Source organism: Acinetobacter sp. WC-141 (genome assembly GCF_000313935.1).
GTDB lineage: Bacteria > Pseudomonadota > Gammaproteobacteria > Pseudomonadales > Moraxellaceae > Acinetobacter.
In genome coordinates, this window is the sequence record NZ_AMSS01000011.1 from 1 (window position 1) to 17,010 (window position 17,010).

Sequence of the window (17,010 nt, forward strand, 5' to 3'; positions counted from 1 at the left end):
GCCCATGAGGAGACAAAGCAGAGCTATGGTTATATTCGATTAACCAAATACTTACAAGCTCAGGGTATAAAAATGAGTATGTACGCTGTACGTCAGATAAAAGCGCTGAACCACCTGTATTGTAAGCGACACAAGCGTTTTAAAAGGACTACGAATAGTGACCATAATCGAGCGATCTATGAAAACCTGCTGGAGCAACAATTCTCAATGACTAGACCAAATCAAGCATGGTCAAGTGATATTACGTACATATGGACTGTTGAAGGATGGCTGTATTTAGCAGCGGTAAAAGACCTTTACACGAAGCAAGTGGTTGGCTATAGCTTAAATGAGCGCATGACAACACAGCTTGTTTGTAATGCGCTAAATATGGCTATTCACAATCAAAAACCAACCAAAGAACTGATTGTGCATTCAGACAGAGGAAGTCAATATTGCAGCCAGGAATATCGAAATATACTTGAGCAATATGGTTTTCAAGGTTCAATGAGCAAGCGCGGAGACTGTTACGATAATGCACCGATTGAAAGCTTTTGGGGAATACTGAAAAATGAGTTAGTGCATCATTACAACTATCAAACCAGAGAAGAAGCCAAAGCAGATATTATAAAATACATTGAGTTATTTTATAATCATCGAAGAATTCAAAAGGGTTTGGGTTTTAAGACACCAAATCAAATGGCCGAAGACTTTTATAAGTTGGCTGCCTAGAATCTCCCAAGGGAAAGTCTCCTGATAATTCAGCGTATATCAGTGAGTTTCTACAGATTTGCTCAGTTCTTTCAAAGAAACCTTAAGGTAGAGCAGGCTTTATATCTCGATGGTTCTATTTCTAGTTTATATATTCAAAAAAACAAGCGTAATGATCAATTATTTGAAATGGGGCCAATAGTTGGTTCGGTTGAACAAACAGATTGCCAAATAAAGTGAAATATAAAAAAGCCAGTACAAGACTGGCTTTTTTATTAGTGAATAGATGGTTTTTGAGTGAGTTCATTTAACTCTTTTCGGCTATAACCACGGGAAATAAGAACTTTTTTTATTCCCTTAATGACATCTTCATCTGTTGCTAGTGCAAGAGCACTTAGAAGTTGTTCATTTGTTTTACATGAGCAGTCATTTTCAACACAAGCAGTTTGGTTTTTATGCTCGTTATGCTGTTGATCTGCTAAGAACAGCTTTTGCCAAAAACTCATAGAGCCTTCATATACAACCTAACATAGCTCGAAATATAGCCAATTTAAAATAAAATACAAGTCTCCATAAGTGATAAATCCACCAATTGAACTCAAGAATTTTCGATAGGAATGCTCGAGTTAAACGAAATTATGACGAATAGATGACTTGATATTTTTTGAAAATTTAAATACTTAACTAATAAAGTGTTAAAAAATAAGGAGGTACAAAACTTCCTTATTTAAAACTTTACAATGAAAGATTTTGTTTAAATCTTCTCAAGTAATACACCTGACTCAACATGATGCGTATAAGGGAATTGATCGAACAATGCAAACTTAGTAATACGGTGAGTTAAACCTAATATTTTTAAGTTTTCATACAATGTATCTGGGTTGCATGAAATATAAATAATACGTTCAAAACCCTGTAATAATTTCAAAGTTTCGTCATCAATTCCTGCTCGTGGTGGATCAACAAATACGGTATCAAAATCATAACTCTGAATATCAATATTCGCTTCTTGTAGACGGCGGAATTCGCGCTCACCTTGATAAGCTTGAGTGAACTCTTCAGCTGAAAGACGGGCTACTTGAATATTATCAATCTGATTTTGCTCGATGTTCCATTGAGCCGCATAAACGGAAGATTTTGCAAGTTCTGTTGCCAAAACGCGTTCAAACTTTAAAGAAAGTGGAAGAGTAAAGTTACCGTTACCACAGTACAGCTCTAATAAATGCTTTTTCGATCCTTCTGCCGCATCACATGCCCATTGCAGCATTTTTTTGCAAACTTGTGCATTTGGCTGAGTAAAGCTACTTTCAATTTGTTTGTATTTAAATGTACGATTTAAAAGTTCGAATTCTTCAACGACAAAGTCATCGCCAATAATAATTTTCTGGCCACGACTACGGCCCATAATTTTAATATCTAACTTTTCAGCAAGCGCTTTAGCTGCTTGTTCCCATTCCTGATCTAGTTTACGGTGATAGATTAATGTAACTAACATTTCACCGCTAAGCGTTGCAAGAAAATCGGCTTCAAATATACGGTTAGAAAGCTTAGGTTCTGCTTTAAGTTCTTCCAAAAGTTTTGGCATTAAATCATTAATGCTTTGGTCCGCAATAGGAAACTCATCAATGCGCACAACTGTTTTTTGCTTGTCATCATCGTTACGTTCAAACATGGCATAGAACATGTCATTTTCTGTATGCCAGATACGAAACTCAGCACGCATACGAAAATGTTGTTCAGGTGACTCAAACACTTCTAATGTAGGTGGAGTAAATTCAGAAAATTGGGCAGTAATGCGGTCAATTTTAGTTTGAAGTTGTTGATGATAAGAAGAGGTCATAGACAAAGAAAATTTAGACAGAATCAAATAGTGAATGGTATCAAAAAAAACGGGGTTACAGGAGCCAATTTTAGCTAGATATCAATAAGCAAGACTACGGTTAAAATTAAGGATGTTTCAAAACGCGATTAATAAAATCTGATTTTATTGCTCTATATTGATCGTGATCTAAATGACTACACTCTAATTTTAATTGATTATATTCTTTGACTAGAGCTGGAGAGTCCATAAGCTTATTTCTAAATATTAAGAAAAATGTGTAAATTGAATCCTTTACTACTATTTGAAATGCCACATCATCGTTATTGAGTGACTCGAGCATGCAAAGCTCATGTGTTCTTAGCGTATTTTGTTTTTCGATAAAGTTGAGCGTTTTTAACCGTTCAATTACCATCTCAAACTGCTCAGGCTTAACTTCAATGTAAATATCGAGATCGCCCTTTGAGACCGTATTAGGTATGGCAGATGAACCAATGTGCTCAATTTTGGCAAATGGCAGAAGTGTTAAAATATCTTTTTTATACGAATTAAAAAGTTGAGTGCATCTTTGTTGATATAGTTCTGGTTCTAAAAAGACCATTATGAAAATCTCGAATTAATAAAATTTATATATTTAAGAATAGATTACTTTATTAAATAAAAAAGCCCAAATACTGAGGTTTGGGCTTTTTCAGAAAAATTATCGATTAATCAGTCATTGTCATTAAGCTTGCATTACCACCAGCTGCAGCTGTATTCACACTAATTGCACGTTCAATTACTAAACGTTCAAGTGGAATATTCTCATTCGGCTCAACATGGGTAATACCAACAATTGCGCCAGAACGCGTAGCAACTTCTTGTTGTAATGAGAAGATTTCTTCACGGTTACCATGATGTAAAACTGCATCAAAATCATCTGATGCGATGTTTTTAACCGTAGTAATTGCTGCAAGCACATCTTTTGGCAAAGTTTGTTTGTATTTTGCCAATAATGGACTATTAGGCATTACTGCTGCTTTGCTACCCACTGCAAAAATTGCGAGCAACTGATGCAATTGATTTTGTTCAGTATCTGCAATTGAAAGCACACGATGGCGCGGTAAAATAATATATTGGTTACTTTCCCCAGTAGGGCCTTGTAACTCATAGAATTTACCAACACCAAATGGTTCTATATCACGATTTGCTTGCGGTAAATGCTGTTTCGCCCAATTTTGTAAGCTCTGATAAACCTCACGGTTAAAGCCTTCAAAAGCAGTTTGCTCAGCTTTCATAGCAAATGGTGTTGCCAATACTTTGTTTGAACATTGCTGCATTAAGCGATACATGTAAAGCGGACCGCCAGCTTTTGGACCTGTGCCCGATAAACCTTCACCACCGAATGGTTGAACACCAACCACAGCGCCGACAATGTTACGGTTGATATAGAGGTTACCCACTTCAGCATGTTGAATAACGGTTTGGATGGTTTCATCAATACGGGTATGTAGACCCATTGTTAAACCATAGCCTTTGGCATTAATTCGTGAAATGAGTTGTTCAAGCTCACCATACTTATAGGTAATGATGTGTAGAACTGGACCAAAGACTTCACGTTGCAAATCGTCAAGATTAGGTAACTCAATTGCTGTTGGTACAACAAAAGTTCCTTTATCTAATTCATTTTGACTTGTTGCACCAAACATCAACTGATGTACAGGGTAGCCTTTAGACTTCATTTTCTGAATGTGCTGGTCAATTGTCTGTTTTGCTTCGTCATCAATAACAGGACCAATGTCAGTTTTCAAAATCGCAGGATTACCTACGATCAACTGCTGCATTGCACCTTTAATCATTTTAATAACACTTGCAGCACTGTCTTCTTGCACACATAAAATACGTAAAGCAGAGCAACGCTGACCCGCGCTATCAAAAGCAGAACTTACCACATCAAGTACAACTTGTTCAGTTAATGCTGATGAATCCACAATCATGGCGTTTTGACCGCCAGTCTCTGCAATGAGAGGAATAGATTGACCATTATCGGCTAAACGTTTCGCAACGGTCTTTTGCAAAATTTTTGCAACTTCAGTCGAGCCAGTAAACATGATGCCATCAATACGGCTATCTTGGCTAAGCTGAGCACCGACTGTTTCACCGCGGCCTGGAAGTAGCTGTACAGCACCATGTGGAATACCAGCTTCCCATAAAATCTGAATTGCTTGAGCTGCGATTAATGGGGTTTGTTCAGCAGGTTTAGCAATAACACAGTTACCACTCACTAATGCTGCAGCAATTTGGCCAGAGAAAATTGCAAGAGGGAAGTTCCATGGGCTAATACAAAGTACAGTACCTAAAGGCTGAATTGTTGTATGTGCAGGAAGATTCTCAACTTGAGTTGCGTAGTAACGTAAGAAGTCTACAGCTTCACGAACTTCTGCAATCGCATTGGCATAAGTTTTCCCGCTCTCACGGCAGAGTAAAACCATCAACTCTTGAATGCGGCTTTCCATCAAGTCAGCTGCACGTTTTAAGTATTGAGCACGCTGTTCTTTAGGTGTATTTGACCATTCTGATTGTGCTTGTTCAGCTGAGCTAAGTGCAATTTCGACATGCTTAAGATCAGCTTCTTGTACATAACCAACAATTTCTTCATTTTGTGCTGGGTTTGTAATTGCAACAGAATGACCTTGCTCTAACGAATCTTTATTTGCCAATAATGGATGGCTTTGCCAAACTCGATTACGGAGCTGTTGAGCTGTGCTGTCTAAAGCTTCAAGTGGAGCATCATTTGCTAAATCATATCCTTTAGAGTTTTTACGGAGTGATCCGTACATATCCAAAGGTAGTGGAATTGATGGATGTTTTAAACCAACTGAACCTTCAAGCTTAGCTGCATTACGAATATCATAAATTGGAGACTGAATCAGATCTTCAACTTTAAGTGTTTTATCGGCAATACGGTTAACAAATGACGTATTCGCGCCATTTTCGAGTAAACGACGAACTAAATAAGCTAGCAACGTTTCATGGTTACCAACAGGAGCATAAATACGGCAAGGTACGCCTAATTTATTTTGCTCGCGTGGACCAACAACTTGTTCATAAAGCGGTTCACCCATGCCGTGTAAGCATTGGAATTCATATTGACCTGCATAATATTTGCTTGGATCTGCTAAATGATAGATCGTTGCCAATGTTTGAGCATTATGAGTTGCAAATTGAGGATAGATAAACTCTGGCGCAGCAAGTAATTTTTTAGCACAAGCAATGTAAGATAAATCGGTATGTACTTTACGTGTGAAGACAGGGTAGTCATCCATACCTTCGATTTGAGCTTTCTTAATTTCGCTATCCCAATACGCACCTTTCACAAGACGGATCATGAGGCGTTTTTGGCTGCGTTTAGCAAGGTCAATAATATAATCAACCACGAAGAAACAGCGTTTTTGGTAAGCCTGAATAACGAAGCCAATGCCTTTCCAGTTTGCAAGTTCTGGCTCGAAGCAAAGACGTTCAAGTAGCTCAAGCGAAATTTCTAAACGTTCTGATTCTTCTGCATCAATATTTAAACCAATATTGTACTTTTTAGCTAAAAGAGCGAGTTCAAATACTTTGCCGTAAAGTTCTTGATGAACACGTTCAATTTGCGCACGTTGATAGCGAGGGTGTAAAGCAGAAAGCTTAATTGAGATGCCTGGGCCATCATAAACGCCTTTACCGTTAGATGCTTTACCAATTGCATGAATGGCTTGCGTATAATCGTTAAAGTAACGGTCAGCATCATGTTCGGTTAAGGCTGCTTCACCCAACATGTCGTAAGAATAGCGGAAACCTTTGTCTTCGAGTACTTTCGCATGATCTACAGCTTCTTCAATGGTTTCACCAGTTACAAATTGCTCACCCATCATACGCATTGCAACGTCAACAGCTTTACGAATAATGCCGCGGCCACTACGTGCTAAAAGACCAGTAAGTACACTTGAAAGACTGGTTTGCTTTGGAGTTTCCATGAGCTTACCAGTTAACATGAGGCCCCATGCCGCAGCATTGACAAACATTAAGCTGCTTTGGCCAACGTGTTCTTTCCAGTTGCCTTGATTGATCTTATCTCGAATGAGTAAATCACGTGTTGCTGAGTCTGGAATACGAAGCAAAGCTTCGGCAAGACACATGAGCGCCACGCCTTCTTGTGAAGAAAGAGAGAATTCTTGTAATAACCCTTGAACAATACCAGCTTTACCCGAAGAGGTCTTACGTTCACGTAAGTTATGGGCAAGATTAAAAGCAAGGTCATAAATTTTATGATCTAAATCATCAGATACCGCGGCAGCTTGTAATAGCTCTTCTACAGCTTCCGGTTCAGCACGTCGCCAAGCTGTATTGATGCGTTGTTCAAACTCACTTTTATCGTTGAATTCGGTGATATAGCCTTGGTGAGATTTATCCATTTGATGAAAAGTATCCATTGTGTTCATATCTGTTTCCGCCAACCGACTCTCTTACAAAGATCTTGAGTAGAGAGGTTTAGATAATTTATCATTACAGAAGAAACACCGAATAACTCACTATATTTACCCCATTTTTTAGAGGAAAATTCAGATGAATGGCCCATTATTAAGCCTTGATCGCACTGATTTGAAAATTTTGGATATTCTTCAAACAGATGGGCGTATTTCTAACAGTAAATTAGCCGAACTGGTGAATTTATCTCCAACTGCTGTAATGGCTCGAGTTCAAAAGCTGACAAAAGATGAATTCATTTTGGGTTATGAAGCAAAATTAAATCCAGTCAAATTAAATGCAAATTTTTTGGTGTTCGTTGAGGTATTACTAGATAAAACGACACCTAACGTTTTAGATGAGTTTATTGATGCTGTAGTGCACTATCCAGAAATTGTTGAATGCCACATGGTAAGTGGAGGGTTTGATTTTTTAATTAAATTACGAAGTGGCAGTATGGAAGAATTTAGACGTATTGCGGGGCAGGTGTTATGGCAGTTACCGGGAGTGAAAGAAACTCGGAGTTATCCAGTCATGCAGGTAGTGAAAGATACTTCAAAAATTAAAATTAAAACCAAAAATAAATAAAGGGGCTAAAGCCCCTTTATTTATTTCAATGATTTACACACTTTCTTTGTAGAGTTCATCTGCTTTTTCAAAGCGTCCAGTTACTGTTGCATTTGGCGCTTTAGTTAAAAGACTAACCACAATGATGCTGATGAATGCAAGGATAAAGCCTGGAATGATTTCGTAAACACCTGTGCTTGCGAAAAGATTTTTCCAACCGATAACCACAACCGCACCAACGATCATACCTGCTAAAGCACCTTGTAGATTCATACGTTTCCAGAACAATGACAAGATGATAAGCGGACCAAACGCAGCTCCGAAGCCAGCCCATGCATAAGCAACAAGACCAAGAACCTTACTATCTGGGTTCCCTGCAAGAAAAATTGCAAGAAGGGCAATGGCAAGAACCATGACACGGCCAACCCATACAAGTTCTTTTTGAGATGCATTTTTACGAAGGAAACCTTTGTATAAATCCTCAGTTAAAGCACTTGAACATACCAAAAGTTGACAGCTTAATGTGCTCATAACCGCAGCTAAAATTGCAGCCAAAATGATACCAACGATCCATGGGTTGAATAAGATTTTAGTCAATTCCATAAATACAGTTTCAGGATTTTTGCTCACAACTGCTGCTAATTCAGGGTGTTGCTCAAAATAAGCAATACCGAAGAAACCAGCACCTACAGCACCCATTAAGCATAAAATCATCCATGTCATACCGATACGACGAGCAGCAGGAATAGATTTTACTGAATCGGCTGCCATGAAACGTACAAGGATGTGTGGTTGACCAAAGTAACCGAGTCCCCACGCCATGGAAGATAAAACCGCTACCACACCGAAATCGGAAATGATATTAAACGCATGTGGACGAGCAGTTTCAATCAGGGTAACAAAATGAGTTGTATCGCCGATCGCAAGGTAAGTCACAATTGGTGTTAATAACAGAGCGAAAATCATCAATCCAGCTTGGAATGTATCAGTCCAGCTAATTGCCAAGAATCCACCGATACAAACATAACTGATGGTTGCAATAGCACTGAGCCAAATTGCTGTGTTGTAAGACATGCCGAATAAATTTTCAAATAAACGGGCACCCGCTACCATGCCTGAAGCACAGTAAATAGCGAAGAAAACCAAGATGATAACGGCAGAGAAAATACGAAGTACTTTTTTCTGGTCATCAAAACGGCTTGTAAAATAATCTGGCAAAGTTAATGCATTGTTTTGAATTTCAGTATGAACGCGTAATCGACCAGCAACCAGTAGCCAGTTAAGCCAAGCACCGATAATAAGACCAATTGCAATCCACGCTTCAGAGAGACCAGAAAGATAAATTGCTCCTGGTAAACCCATGAGTAGCCAACCACTCATGTCTGATGCGCCTGCGGATAACGCAGTAACGAAACTGCCTAAACTACGACCACCGAGAATATAATCTGAGAAGTCGCTTGTAGCACGGTAGGCAAATAAGCCAATAAGTACCATTGCTACGATGTACACCATAAACATGATGAGGGTGGGATCAAAATAACTCATGATGGATGTGTGTCCTTATATCCATAATCCGTGATTGTAACCTAATCCAGGTCGCTGTTTTCTTGTACGGCATTCAAGAGGTTGAGATTCAACCACAAAAGATTTTTTTTGCTCTGTTATTTTTATATTGTACTTTTGTATCTTTGTGTAAGTTAAAATAAGTGGGTTTTTTAACAGAAAAATTATAATATTAATCATTAGCTTATAATTTTTTAATATTTATTTTTTAAAGATTTTGTGGAAAATAAAAATATTTTTAAAAAAATAACTCTAAATTTAGTTACAACGTGCTTAAGTGAGAAAGTTTTATTGAGCAAAATTAGAACAATGTTAAAAAATTTTATCTAAAAAATAGTAATTTTTATTCAAATTAAATTTATTTAGCCCTTAAAAATAGCAATTAATTAGTTAAATTTTCAAAAAGTTCATGCATTCCTTGAGTCGCTGACATCTTTAATAATTCGTATTGTTGAGGAACACGTCCATGATCTGCTTTGGGATCTATATAGTAAGCTTTACATTGAGCTGCAATTTCATGCACTAAACCCGCAACCGGATATACGCTTAATGTGGAGCCGATTACAATAAAAATATCTGCACTTTGCACGACTCTAATTGCTTCTTCATAAGCAGGTACAGCTTCACCAAACCAAACAACATGTGGACGAAGGGGGTAACCATCTGGACACAGGTCATGTTCTAAGTCTAATTTCCAACCGTTAATGTCATAAAACTGAGTTGTGAATTGTGCATTTGGGCCCGAACTTTTTGCTAAGCGAATGTTTCCATGCAAATGTAAAACTTTGGTACTTCCGGCACGTTCATGTAAATCATCAATGTTTTGAGTAATAACTTGTACGTCAAAATAGTCTTGTAACTTTGCAATATATTGATGAGCTGAATTAGGTTGAGACTCTAAAATATTTTTGCGTCGTTCATTGTAAAAGCGTTGAACTAGAGCAGGGTTCTTTTGCCATGCTTCAGGTGTGGCAACTTGGTGGATGTCGTAATTTTCCCATAGACCATTACTGTCACGAAAAGTGCTAATTCCACTTTCGGCACTCATGCCAGCGCCAGAGAATACAACAAGTTTTGTCATCTAGGCCACCGATTCGTAAAACTGATTTTGGAGAGATAAATAAAAACCAGTTTAAGACTAAACTGGTTTTTATTAAATATGAAAAGCTTTAGCTATCTTTTATAAGCCAGCTTCATATTCTGCATTTGTTAAAAGTTTTTCAACATCTGCAATGTTGTCTGGTTTGATTTTATAAATCCAACCCTTACCATATGGATCGTCATTTACAAAATCAGGATCATCTTCAAGATCAGTATTTACTTCTACTACAGTGCCTGAAACAGGAGCATGGATGTCAGAAGCAGTTTTTACTGATTCAACTACACCAGCTTGTTCGCCAGCCGTAACTTGACTCCCAACTTCTGGAGTTTCAACGTAAACCAAATCGCCAAGTTCATCTTGTGCATGATCAGTAATCCCTGTAATAACAAGATCACCCTCAATCTTTACCCACTCATGTGTACGTGCATACTTCAGTTCCGAAGGATGATTCATGGTAACTCCTTAAGCTTGTGTCCAATAGTTTTAAAAATTATAAGTATGGGTCTTTACGCCAGTTGCTTGGACTGCGGCCGCTCCAGCGTTTAAAAGCACGACTAAAGTTTGCAACGTCCGAATAGCCAAGTTCATCAGCAATTTGTTCAAGACTATAATCTGTACGGGAAAGTAAAGATGTCGCATGACGATAACGCACTTCATCAACCAAAGTTGAAAATGAAGTTCCTTCTGCTGCCAATTGACGTTTAAGTGTGCGATCTGACATATGTAGACATTCGGCTACATTTTCGATGCTTAAATAATGTTGTTCAGAATTACTTAAAATATCACGAACACGCATTGCTAAACGACGGCGCTCACCTAAAGCAGATAGTTCAGCTTCACATTGGTTAATGGCAACTTGACTGGCGATTGGGTCTGAATTAATTAATTTAAGACCTAAATATTTTTTATCAAAACTAGAAATTAAATGCGGCTGATTAAAGCGAATTGTACTGCTTAGTTTATTTCTATATTTGTCAAAACCTTCTGGTTCCGGGAAATCTAAATCTACATCACCAGCTAAATCTTCGATACCTGTCATTGCTTTCGCCATGCTCATGATACCAATCGTTAAACCTAAAACGATTTCCGTACGTAAAGGTTCAAGTTCAATATCACATTGTAACTGTAATGTGGCTTTTGGCCCGAACGTAGAAAAATATAATTGTAAAAAAGGTAAACGTAGCTGGATAAAACGAGCTGCAAGAGCAATTGCTTCTGTAATATCTTTGGCTGTCATAATGGCATAGCCAATGAAACCATGAATCGAAATACGCATTTGAGTACCAAGATGGTAACCCAAAGTAGTTTCACCAGTTAATTTAAGCGCGTGTTTAACGAGCTCATTTGCTACAGGTGTAGAAATACGATAGTCAGGGTCAGCCAGTTGCTCGCTGGTAAGATGAAATGGAGCAAATAACGTTTCGTCGTTGTATCCCCAACGTGAAACGACATCTAATAGCAATAAGCCATAGACACCCGGAATACCCTGATCTTGACGAGCTGAGGTAATTTTCATATGCGTTCCATTGCTCTCATCAATTTTTCACATGCATTTCTTACACATCTTGTCATGAAATATAAACTGAGTTTATAAAAACTGTTAGACAATCATATCAACCATTTTTAAACATTTTTTTTAAAGACAACAATTTTTGTTGTTGAAATAAGTAAAACATCACCATATTGATTTAAGGCTTGCGTAACGTAACTTACAATACCACGATCTAATTTTGTTTTGGATGGGGTGATAGCCGAAATTTCAGCTTCAACATGAATTCTATCACCAGGCCGAGTGGGGCGTGGCCACCGTAAACTAGATTCTGAACCTATTAGACCGCCATGAATTGGCATGCATTCTGTCCATAAACGCATCGTGATGGCTGACGTATGCCAACCACTGGCAGCAATCCCCTGAAAAATAGGATCATGCTTAGCTTGCTCTTCATCTGTGTGAAATGTTTGAGGATCATAGGAATTTGCAAATTTTTTGATTTCATCTAAGGTGATTTCATATTCACGGCTAATGAAACGATCACCAATTTTCAAATCTTCTAAATAAAGCATTAATCTTGACCCTGTAAAACTTTTTGTTCAAACAAGAAACCACCTGTTTGACGTTTCCATAATTGTGCATATATTCCATTTTGAGCAATTAACTCTTCATGTGTACCTTGCTCAGCAATTCGACCTTCATCAAGAACAATTAAACGGTCCATTTGTGCAATAGTAGATAATCGATGGGCAATTGCAATAACCGTTTTATCAACCATAAGGTCATTTAAACTGGATTGAATCGCTGCTTCAACTTCTGAATCTAGTGCACTGGTCGCTTCATCTAAAATAAGAATAGGGGCATCTTTTAAGAATACGCGTGCAATAGCAATACGCTGTCTTTGACCACCAGAAAGTTTTACACCACGTTCACCTACTTGAGCGTCATAACCATTACGACCTTTTAAATCAACCAATTGTGGTATAAATTCGGCTGCTTTTGCTTTATTTACAGCATTTTCCATGTCGGCATCAGATGCATCTGGGCGTCCATATTTAATATTTTCGGCTACTGAACGATGTAATAAAGAAGTGTCTTGTGTAACCAAAGCAATGTTTGCTCTTAGACTATCTTGGGTCACATTTTCAATATTTTGTCCATCAATTAAAATTGCACCGTCTTTAAGATGATAAAAATGTAAAAGTAACTGAATAAGGGTGGATTTTCCTGCTCCAGAGCGTCCCACAATTCCTATCTTTTCACCTGCTTTAATATGCAAGTTGAAGTGATCAATCACATTTTTATTGTTATAAGCAAAACTTACATCTTTAAATACAATCTCGCCTTGGGGAACTTCAAGAGTTTTTGCATCTGATTTGTCTTGAATATTGATTTTTTTACCTAGTGTTTGCATACCATCTTGAATGGTTCCGACATTTTCAAATAATGCGGACATATGCCACATCATGAATTCAGCCATACTATTGAGCTTTAAAATCATAGCAGTAGTCGCTGCAATTACACCTAATGCTGCTAAACCTTGAGTCCATAGCCAAACTGAAGTGCCAATAACACCAATAAATAAAACGGCGGATAGCATGTTGATACTTATTTCAAAAAGAGTGCCTAAACGCATCTGAGCATAGACTGTTGTCATAAACTCTTTCATTGACGCTTTTGCATATTGACTCTCACGTCCCGCGTGAGCAAACAATTTAACAGTTTGAATATTGGTATAAGCATCGGTAATGCGGCCAGTCATAACTGCTCTGGCATCGGCTTGTTGCTGTGAAACTTTACTTAAACGCGGAATAAAGAACCAAGCACTTAATAGAAATAAAGTTAGCCAAACTAAAAGTGGTATTAGCAGAATGGGTGAAATAGCCCCAAGAACAATGCTAATGGTAATAAAGTAAATAGTGACATACGCCAACATGTCGCCCAAAATAATCCAGAACTCACGGATTGCCAGCGCAGTTTGCATAACTTTTGCAGAAAGTCTTCCTGCAAAGTCATTATGGAAAAAATCTAAGCTTTGTTTTAATAAAAGATTATGAAAACGCCAACGCAAACGCATTGGAAAAGTACTATATAAAATCTGGTGTTTAACAATAGATTGAATATTTACGAAAAAGATATTGGCAAATAAAACACCAATTAAAATCAGTAGATCAGTTGCATGTTGACTGAAAAAAGTTGCAGGATGACTTTTGCTTAACCAATCTACGAGTTGTCCAATCTTTGAAAAAAGTAAGGCCTCAAAGCTTGCAGCACCAGCTGTAAAAAGAATAAGTAAGAATAAATAAGGGCGTAAGCCTTCCGTCGCTTGCCAGACAAATGCAAAAAAACGAGTTGGTAAAGGTTCATCCAGACCTTTTGTTGGGTAGGGATCTACAAGTTTTTCAAACCACTTCAGCATGAATTACTACCTTTAAGACAAAAGCCACTTAATTAAGTCTTTGCAATTAATTTTACAAAAGAGTCAGCTAGATCAATATCGATTAGGTTTTTCGATCTTTTGAGTATGAAAAATACACAGAACTGATTGTGTTGTACGTCACTCATTAGTACATGACGTGAAATTTGGATACCTGAAGAAAACTTCAAGAATGTCGCGAGGACTTAAAAAATTATGATTTATTATATCGGGATTAATAGATAAAGTGGTGAAGGAATTTATTCTTTAAGTATTTTTTCTTAGTATTTTGAACATTTGTTAAATTAATACGTTTTAACCCAAATCGAAAAAGGCCCTTAGATTTGTATCATAAAGGCCCTTGTATGTATTACCACATTAAATCATCAGGAATAACATACGCTGCATAAGGATCTTCTTCATCTGTAGTCTGTTCATTGGACTCAGCATTATTCAATAAAATAAAACCTTTCATCTTCTGATCAATTTTTTCAGCTAATGCTTTAGGCAAGTATGCATATTGATTTTGATCTTTAGCAATCAGCAAACTGCCTGATACAAGAGCATTATATATTTGCTGAGAAATATATACCTTCTTGATCTTACCCTTATCAATAAATTGATAAACACTATCACCATCAGTATTTGAAATTTTATGATGTTTAATCATTTGAATGATTGATGCTTTGAGGGCTTTTTCCTCAAGTTGTTGCTGTTTTTCTAAGTTTAAAGCTTGATCTTTCGCTAACTTTTCTTGTTGGGCTTTTTCAATATTCGCTTTGATTTCAGGCTCATCGCTTTGACCAATACGTTGTTCGTGATGAGCTTGTTTTGTTAGTTTTTTTGCTTTTTTATTATCTACTAACCCAGCTTTGAGTAGCTGTGCTTGTAAGGCATTTTTAACCATGACTTAATCCTTATGTGAAGTTGAAGGGCTATAGAAGTAAACTACCCAGTAAGAAATACTTAAGACTAAGCTTAAAGTTGCTGGCAATAAAAATGATTGTAACTTTAAATGTGGATGTACTAGTGCTGCAAGAATTCCACCAAGCAGAAAACCCGTAAAAATAAGTAAGTGTAAAACTATACGTCGGTTTTCTATAGGTAAGCCTCTGGCTTTATATCCAAGTGCTAAACCAATATCTGTTAAAACACCAGATAGGTGGGTAGTTCGAATAATGGTTCCTTTATAATGGCTAACCATTGCATTTTGTAGGCCCATCGCTGTACAAGCCCATAATAATCCATAGCGTGGAAAATAAGGAAGTAATAGCCAACAAAGAAAAATGAATAAGGCAACAAGACTCAAAGGTAAGCCATAACGACGACCTAGTCGAAAATGGCTGCTGCCTAAAATAAAACCACTATAAAATGAACCGCAAACATAACAAATAATCACCAGAAACAAGAAAATGATATGCTCTGGTTGCCACTCTACCAAACTCATAGCTAACATACTAACGTTGCCAGTCATATGTGAAATAGATTGATGTAAAAGGGTAATGAGTCCTAAAACATTAATCATTCCGGCATTGAATGCCAGTAAAAAGGCTCCAAGCTGGAACCAGTTTGGTAGACGTTGAAATGGCATTTCGTTTATGAAGCTTGTTTGGAACGAATATCTACAGCTGCGGTAAATAAAACATCCGTAGACGAGTTAAGCGCTGTTTCTGTAGAGTCTTGCAATACACTAATAATCATACCAATAGCTACAACTTGCATAGCAATTTCGGTTGAAATACCAAATAAACTACAAGCAACAGGAATCAGAAGCAAAGAGCCGCCAGCTACACCAGAAGCACCACATGCTGAAACTGTAGCAACAACTGATAAGATGAGCATTGTTGCAAAATCAACATGAATTCCAAGTGTATGAACAGTTGCTAGAGTAAGAACAGTAATTGTAACTGCTGCACCCGCCATATTTACTGTTGCACCTAATGGAATAGACACGCTTGCTGTAGATGGATTAACACCTAAGCGCTCTGCCAAATCTAAGTTAACTGGGATATTGGCTGCTGAGCTTCTTGTGAAGAAGGCAGTAATCCCACTTTCTTTAAGGCATTTAAATACGAGAGGGTATGGGTTACCACGTATAGTAAGTGCCACAAGAATTGGATTGATAACTAAAGCGACAAAGAACATCGTACCTAACAGTACTACTAATAATTGCGCATAGCTTTCAAGTGTTGCGAGACCAGCATCTGCAAAAGTCACTGCAACTAAACCGAAAATACCCACCGGTGCAAAAGCAATTACTTTGTGAATAATAGCGCTTACAGCATGTGCAACATCCTGCATGACTTGTTTAGTGGTGTCTGAGCTATGACGCATGGCTAAACCAAGGCCAATTGCCCAAGCTAAAATACCAATAAAGTTAGCCTCACTAATGGCTTGAACAGGGTTGGCAATAAAGCTTAAAAGCAAATTTTTCAAAATGTCAGCTAAACTTCCTGGAGCTTGCAAATCATTATGAGAAACTGTGTTGAGGAACAAAGTGCTAGGAAAAGAAAGGCTGACGATCACAGCTGTGAAAGCAGCAAGCAACATGCCGACCACATATAAAATCATGATTGGACGTAAATTTGCACTATGGCCCACCTGAAAGTTGGCAATAGAGGAAAGTACCAATACAAAAACTAAAATAGGGGCAACCGATTTTAAGGCTTTAATGAAAAGCTCACCAAATAAACTTAAATATGGCGTAATGTCTGGAAATAGTAATGCAACGCCAATACCTAAAATAATGGCGATAATAATCTTGGCTACCAAGCTTAATCGAGAAAGGAATTCAAGCATATAAAGACCTTATTAACCTATTCATGGCTAAAGGTTGAACAAGCGGAGTATTTTATACTTAAGTTATGGGAATCTTA

Annotated in this window: 14 protein-coding genes and 2 pseudogenes; 3 read left to right on the plus strand and 13 right to left on the minus strand. The window is 37.6% G+C overall.

The annotated features are described in order from the left end of the window. Positions 1-711 (plus strand): annotated as a pseudogene (locus ACINWC141_RS00930) (IS3-like element ISAba22 family transposase); the annotation flags it as partial. 42 nt (positions 712-753) lie between these two features. After that, positions 754-930 (plus strand): annotated as a pseudogene (locus tag ACINWC141_RS20425) (phosphodiester glycosidase family protein); the annotation flags it as partial. Between the two features lie 35 nt (positions 931-965). On the opposite strand, the gene ACINWC141_RS00935 reads toward ACINWC141_RS20425, so the two are convergent. The 4 genes from ACINWC141_RS00935 to putA all read right to left on the minus strand — a co-directional run bounded on the left by ACINWC141_RS00935 (position 966) and on the right by putA (position 6,969). After that, the gene (locus tag ACINWC141_RS00935) at positions 966-1,196 is read right to left on the minus strand and encodes a hypothetical protein (protein WP_003651412.1); all 231 of its coding nucleotides are present in this window, start codon (positions 1,194-1,196) and stop codon (positions 966-968) included. A gap of 248 nt (positions 1,197-1,444) precedes the next feature. Continuing rightward, the gene (trmA, locus tag ACINWC141_RS00940) at positions 1,445-2,530 is read right to left on the minus strand and encodes a tRNA (uridine(54)-C5)-methyltransferase TrmA (protein WP_009387104.1); all 1,086 of its coding nucleotides are present in this window, start codon (positions 2,528-2,530) and stop codon (positions 1,445-1,447) included. 106 nt (positions 2,531-2,636) lie between these two features. Further along, entirely contained in the window at positions 2,637-3,110 is a 474-nt protein-coding gene (locus tag ACINWC141_RS00945) for a GrpB family protein (RefSeq protein ID WP_009387196.1), read from the minus strand. A gap of 106 nt (positions 3,111-3,216) precedes the next feature. Then, positions 3,217-6,969, minus strand: coding sequence for a trifunctional transcriptional regulator/proline dehydrogenase/L-glutamate gamma-semialdehyde dehydrogenase (putA, locus tag ACINWC141_RS00950; protein ID WP_009387154.1), 3,753 nt, complete (start codon positions 6,967-6,969; stop codon positions 3,217-3,219). Positions 6,970-7,093: 124 nt separating this feature from the next. Between putA and ACINWC141_RS00955 the strand changes: the two genes are divergently transcribed. After that, positions 7,094-7,582: an Lrp/AsnC ligand binding domain-containing protein gene (locus tag ACINWC141_RS00955; protein ID WP_009387072.1), complete on the plus strand. Its 489-nt coding sequence runs from the start codon at positions 7,094-7,096 to the stop codon at positions 7,580-7,582. Positions 7,583-7,615: 33 nt separating this feature from the next. Here the strand turns inward: ACINWC141_RS00955 and putP are convergent, their stop codons facing one another. The 9 genes from putP to sstT all read right to left on the minus strand — a co-directional run bounded on the left by putP (position 7,616) and on the right by sstT (position 16,933). Next, a complete protein-coding gene (putP, locus tag ACINWC141_RS00960) occupies positions 7,616-9,106 on the minus strand; it encodes a sodium/proline symporter PutP (RefSeq protein WP_009387107.1) in 1,491 nt (496 codons plus the stop codon). Positions 9,107-9,506: 400 nt separating this feature from the next. Next, positions 9,507-10,205 carry an SIR2 family NAD-dependent protein deacylase gene (locus ACINWC141_RS00965; RefSeq protein WP_009387174.1) on the minus strand — a complete coding sequence of 233 codons (699 nt, stop codon included), beginning with the start codon at positions 10,203-10,205 and terminating at the stop codon, positions 9,507-9,509. A 99-nt stretch (positions 10,206-10,304) separates the two neighbouring features. Further along, the gene (gene gcvH / locus ACINWC141_RS00970) at positions 10,305-10,679 is read right to left on the minus strand and encodes a glycine cleavage system protein GcvH (RefSeq protein WP_003651425.1); all 375 of its coding nucleotides are present in this window, start codon (positions 10,677-10,679) and stop codon (positions 10,305-10,307) included. A gap of 37 nt (positions 10,680-10,716) precedes the next feature. Then, a complete protein-coding gene (locus ACINWC141_RS00975) occupies positions 10,717-11,742 on the minus strand; it encodes an AraC family transcriptional regulator (protein WP_009387134.1) in 1,026 nt (341 codons plus the stop codon). Between the two features lie 107 nt (positions 11,743-11,849). Further along, positions 11,850-12,290, minus strand: a complete 441-nt coding sequence (locus tag ACINWC141_RS00980) for a MaoC family dehydratase (RefSeq protein ID WP_009387078.1) — start codon at positions 12,288-12,290, stop codon at positions 11,850-11,852. Continuing rightward, complete coding sequence (locus ACINWC141_RS00985; RefSeq protein WP_009387059.1) at positions 12,290-14,137, minus strand: ABC transporter ATP-binding protein; 1,848 nt, start codon at positions 14,135-14,137, stop codon at positions 12,290-12,292. The genes ACINWC141_RS00980 and ACINWC141_RS00985 overlap by 1 nt, the downstream gene beginning before the upstream one ends. Before the next feature lie 367 nt (positions 14,138-14,504). Then, positions 14,505-15,041, minus strand: a complete 537-nt coding sequence (locus ACINWC141_RS00990; RefSeq protein WP_009387144.1) for a DUF2058 domain-containing protein — start codon at positions 15,039-15,041, stop codon at positions 14,505-14,507. 3 nt (positions 15,042-15,044) lie between these two features. Next, positions 15,045-15,725 (minus strand): YoaK family protein, encoded by a 681-nt coding sequence (locus ACINWC141_RS00995; protein ID WP_009387085.1) that lies wholly within the window; start codon positions 15,723-15,725, stop codon positions 15,045-15,047. A gap of 5 nt (positions 15,726-15,730) precedes the next feature. Beyond that, positions 15,731-16,933 carry a serine/threonine transporter SstT gene (sstT, locus tag ACINWC141_RS01000; RefSeq protein WP_009387087.1) on the minus strand — a complete coding sequence of 401 codons (1,203 nt, stop codon included), beginning with the start codon at positions 16,931-16,933 and terminating at the stop codon, positions 15,731-15,733. Positions 16,934-17,010 lie beyond the last annotated feature (77 nt).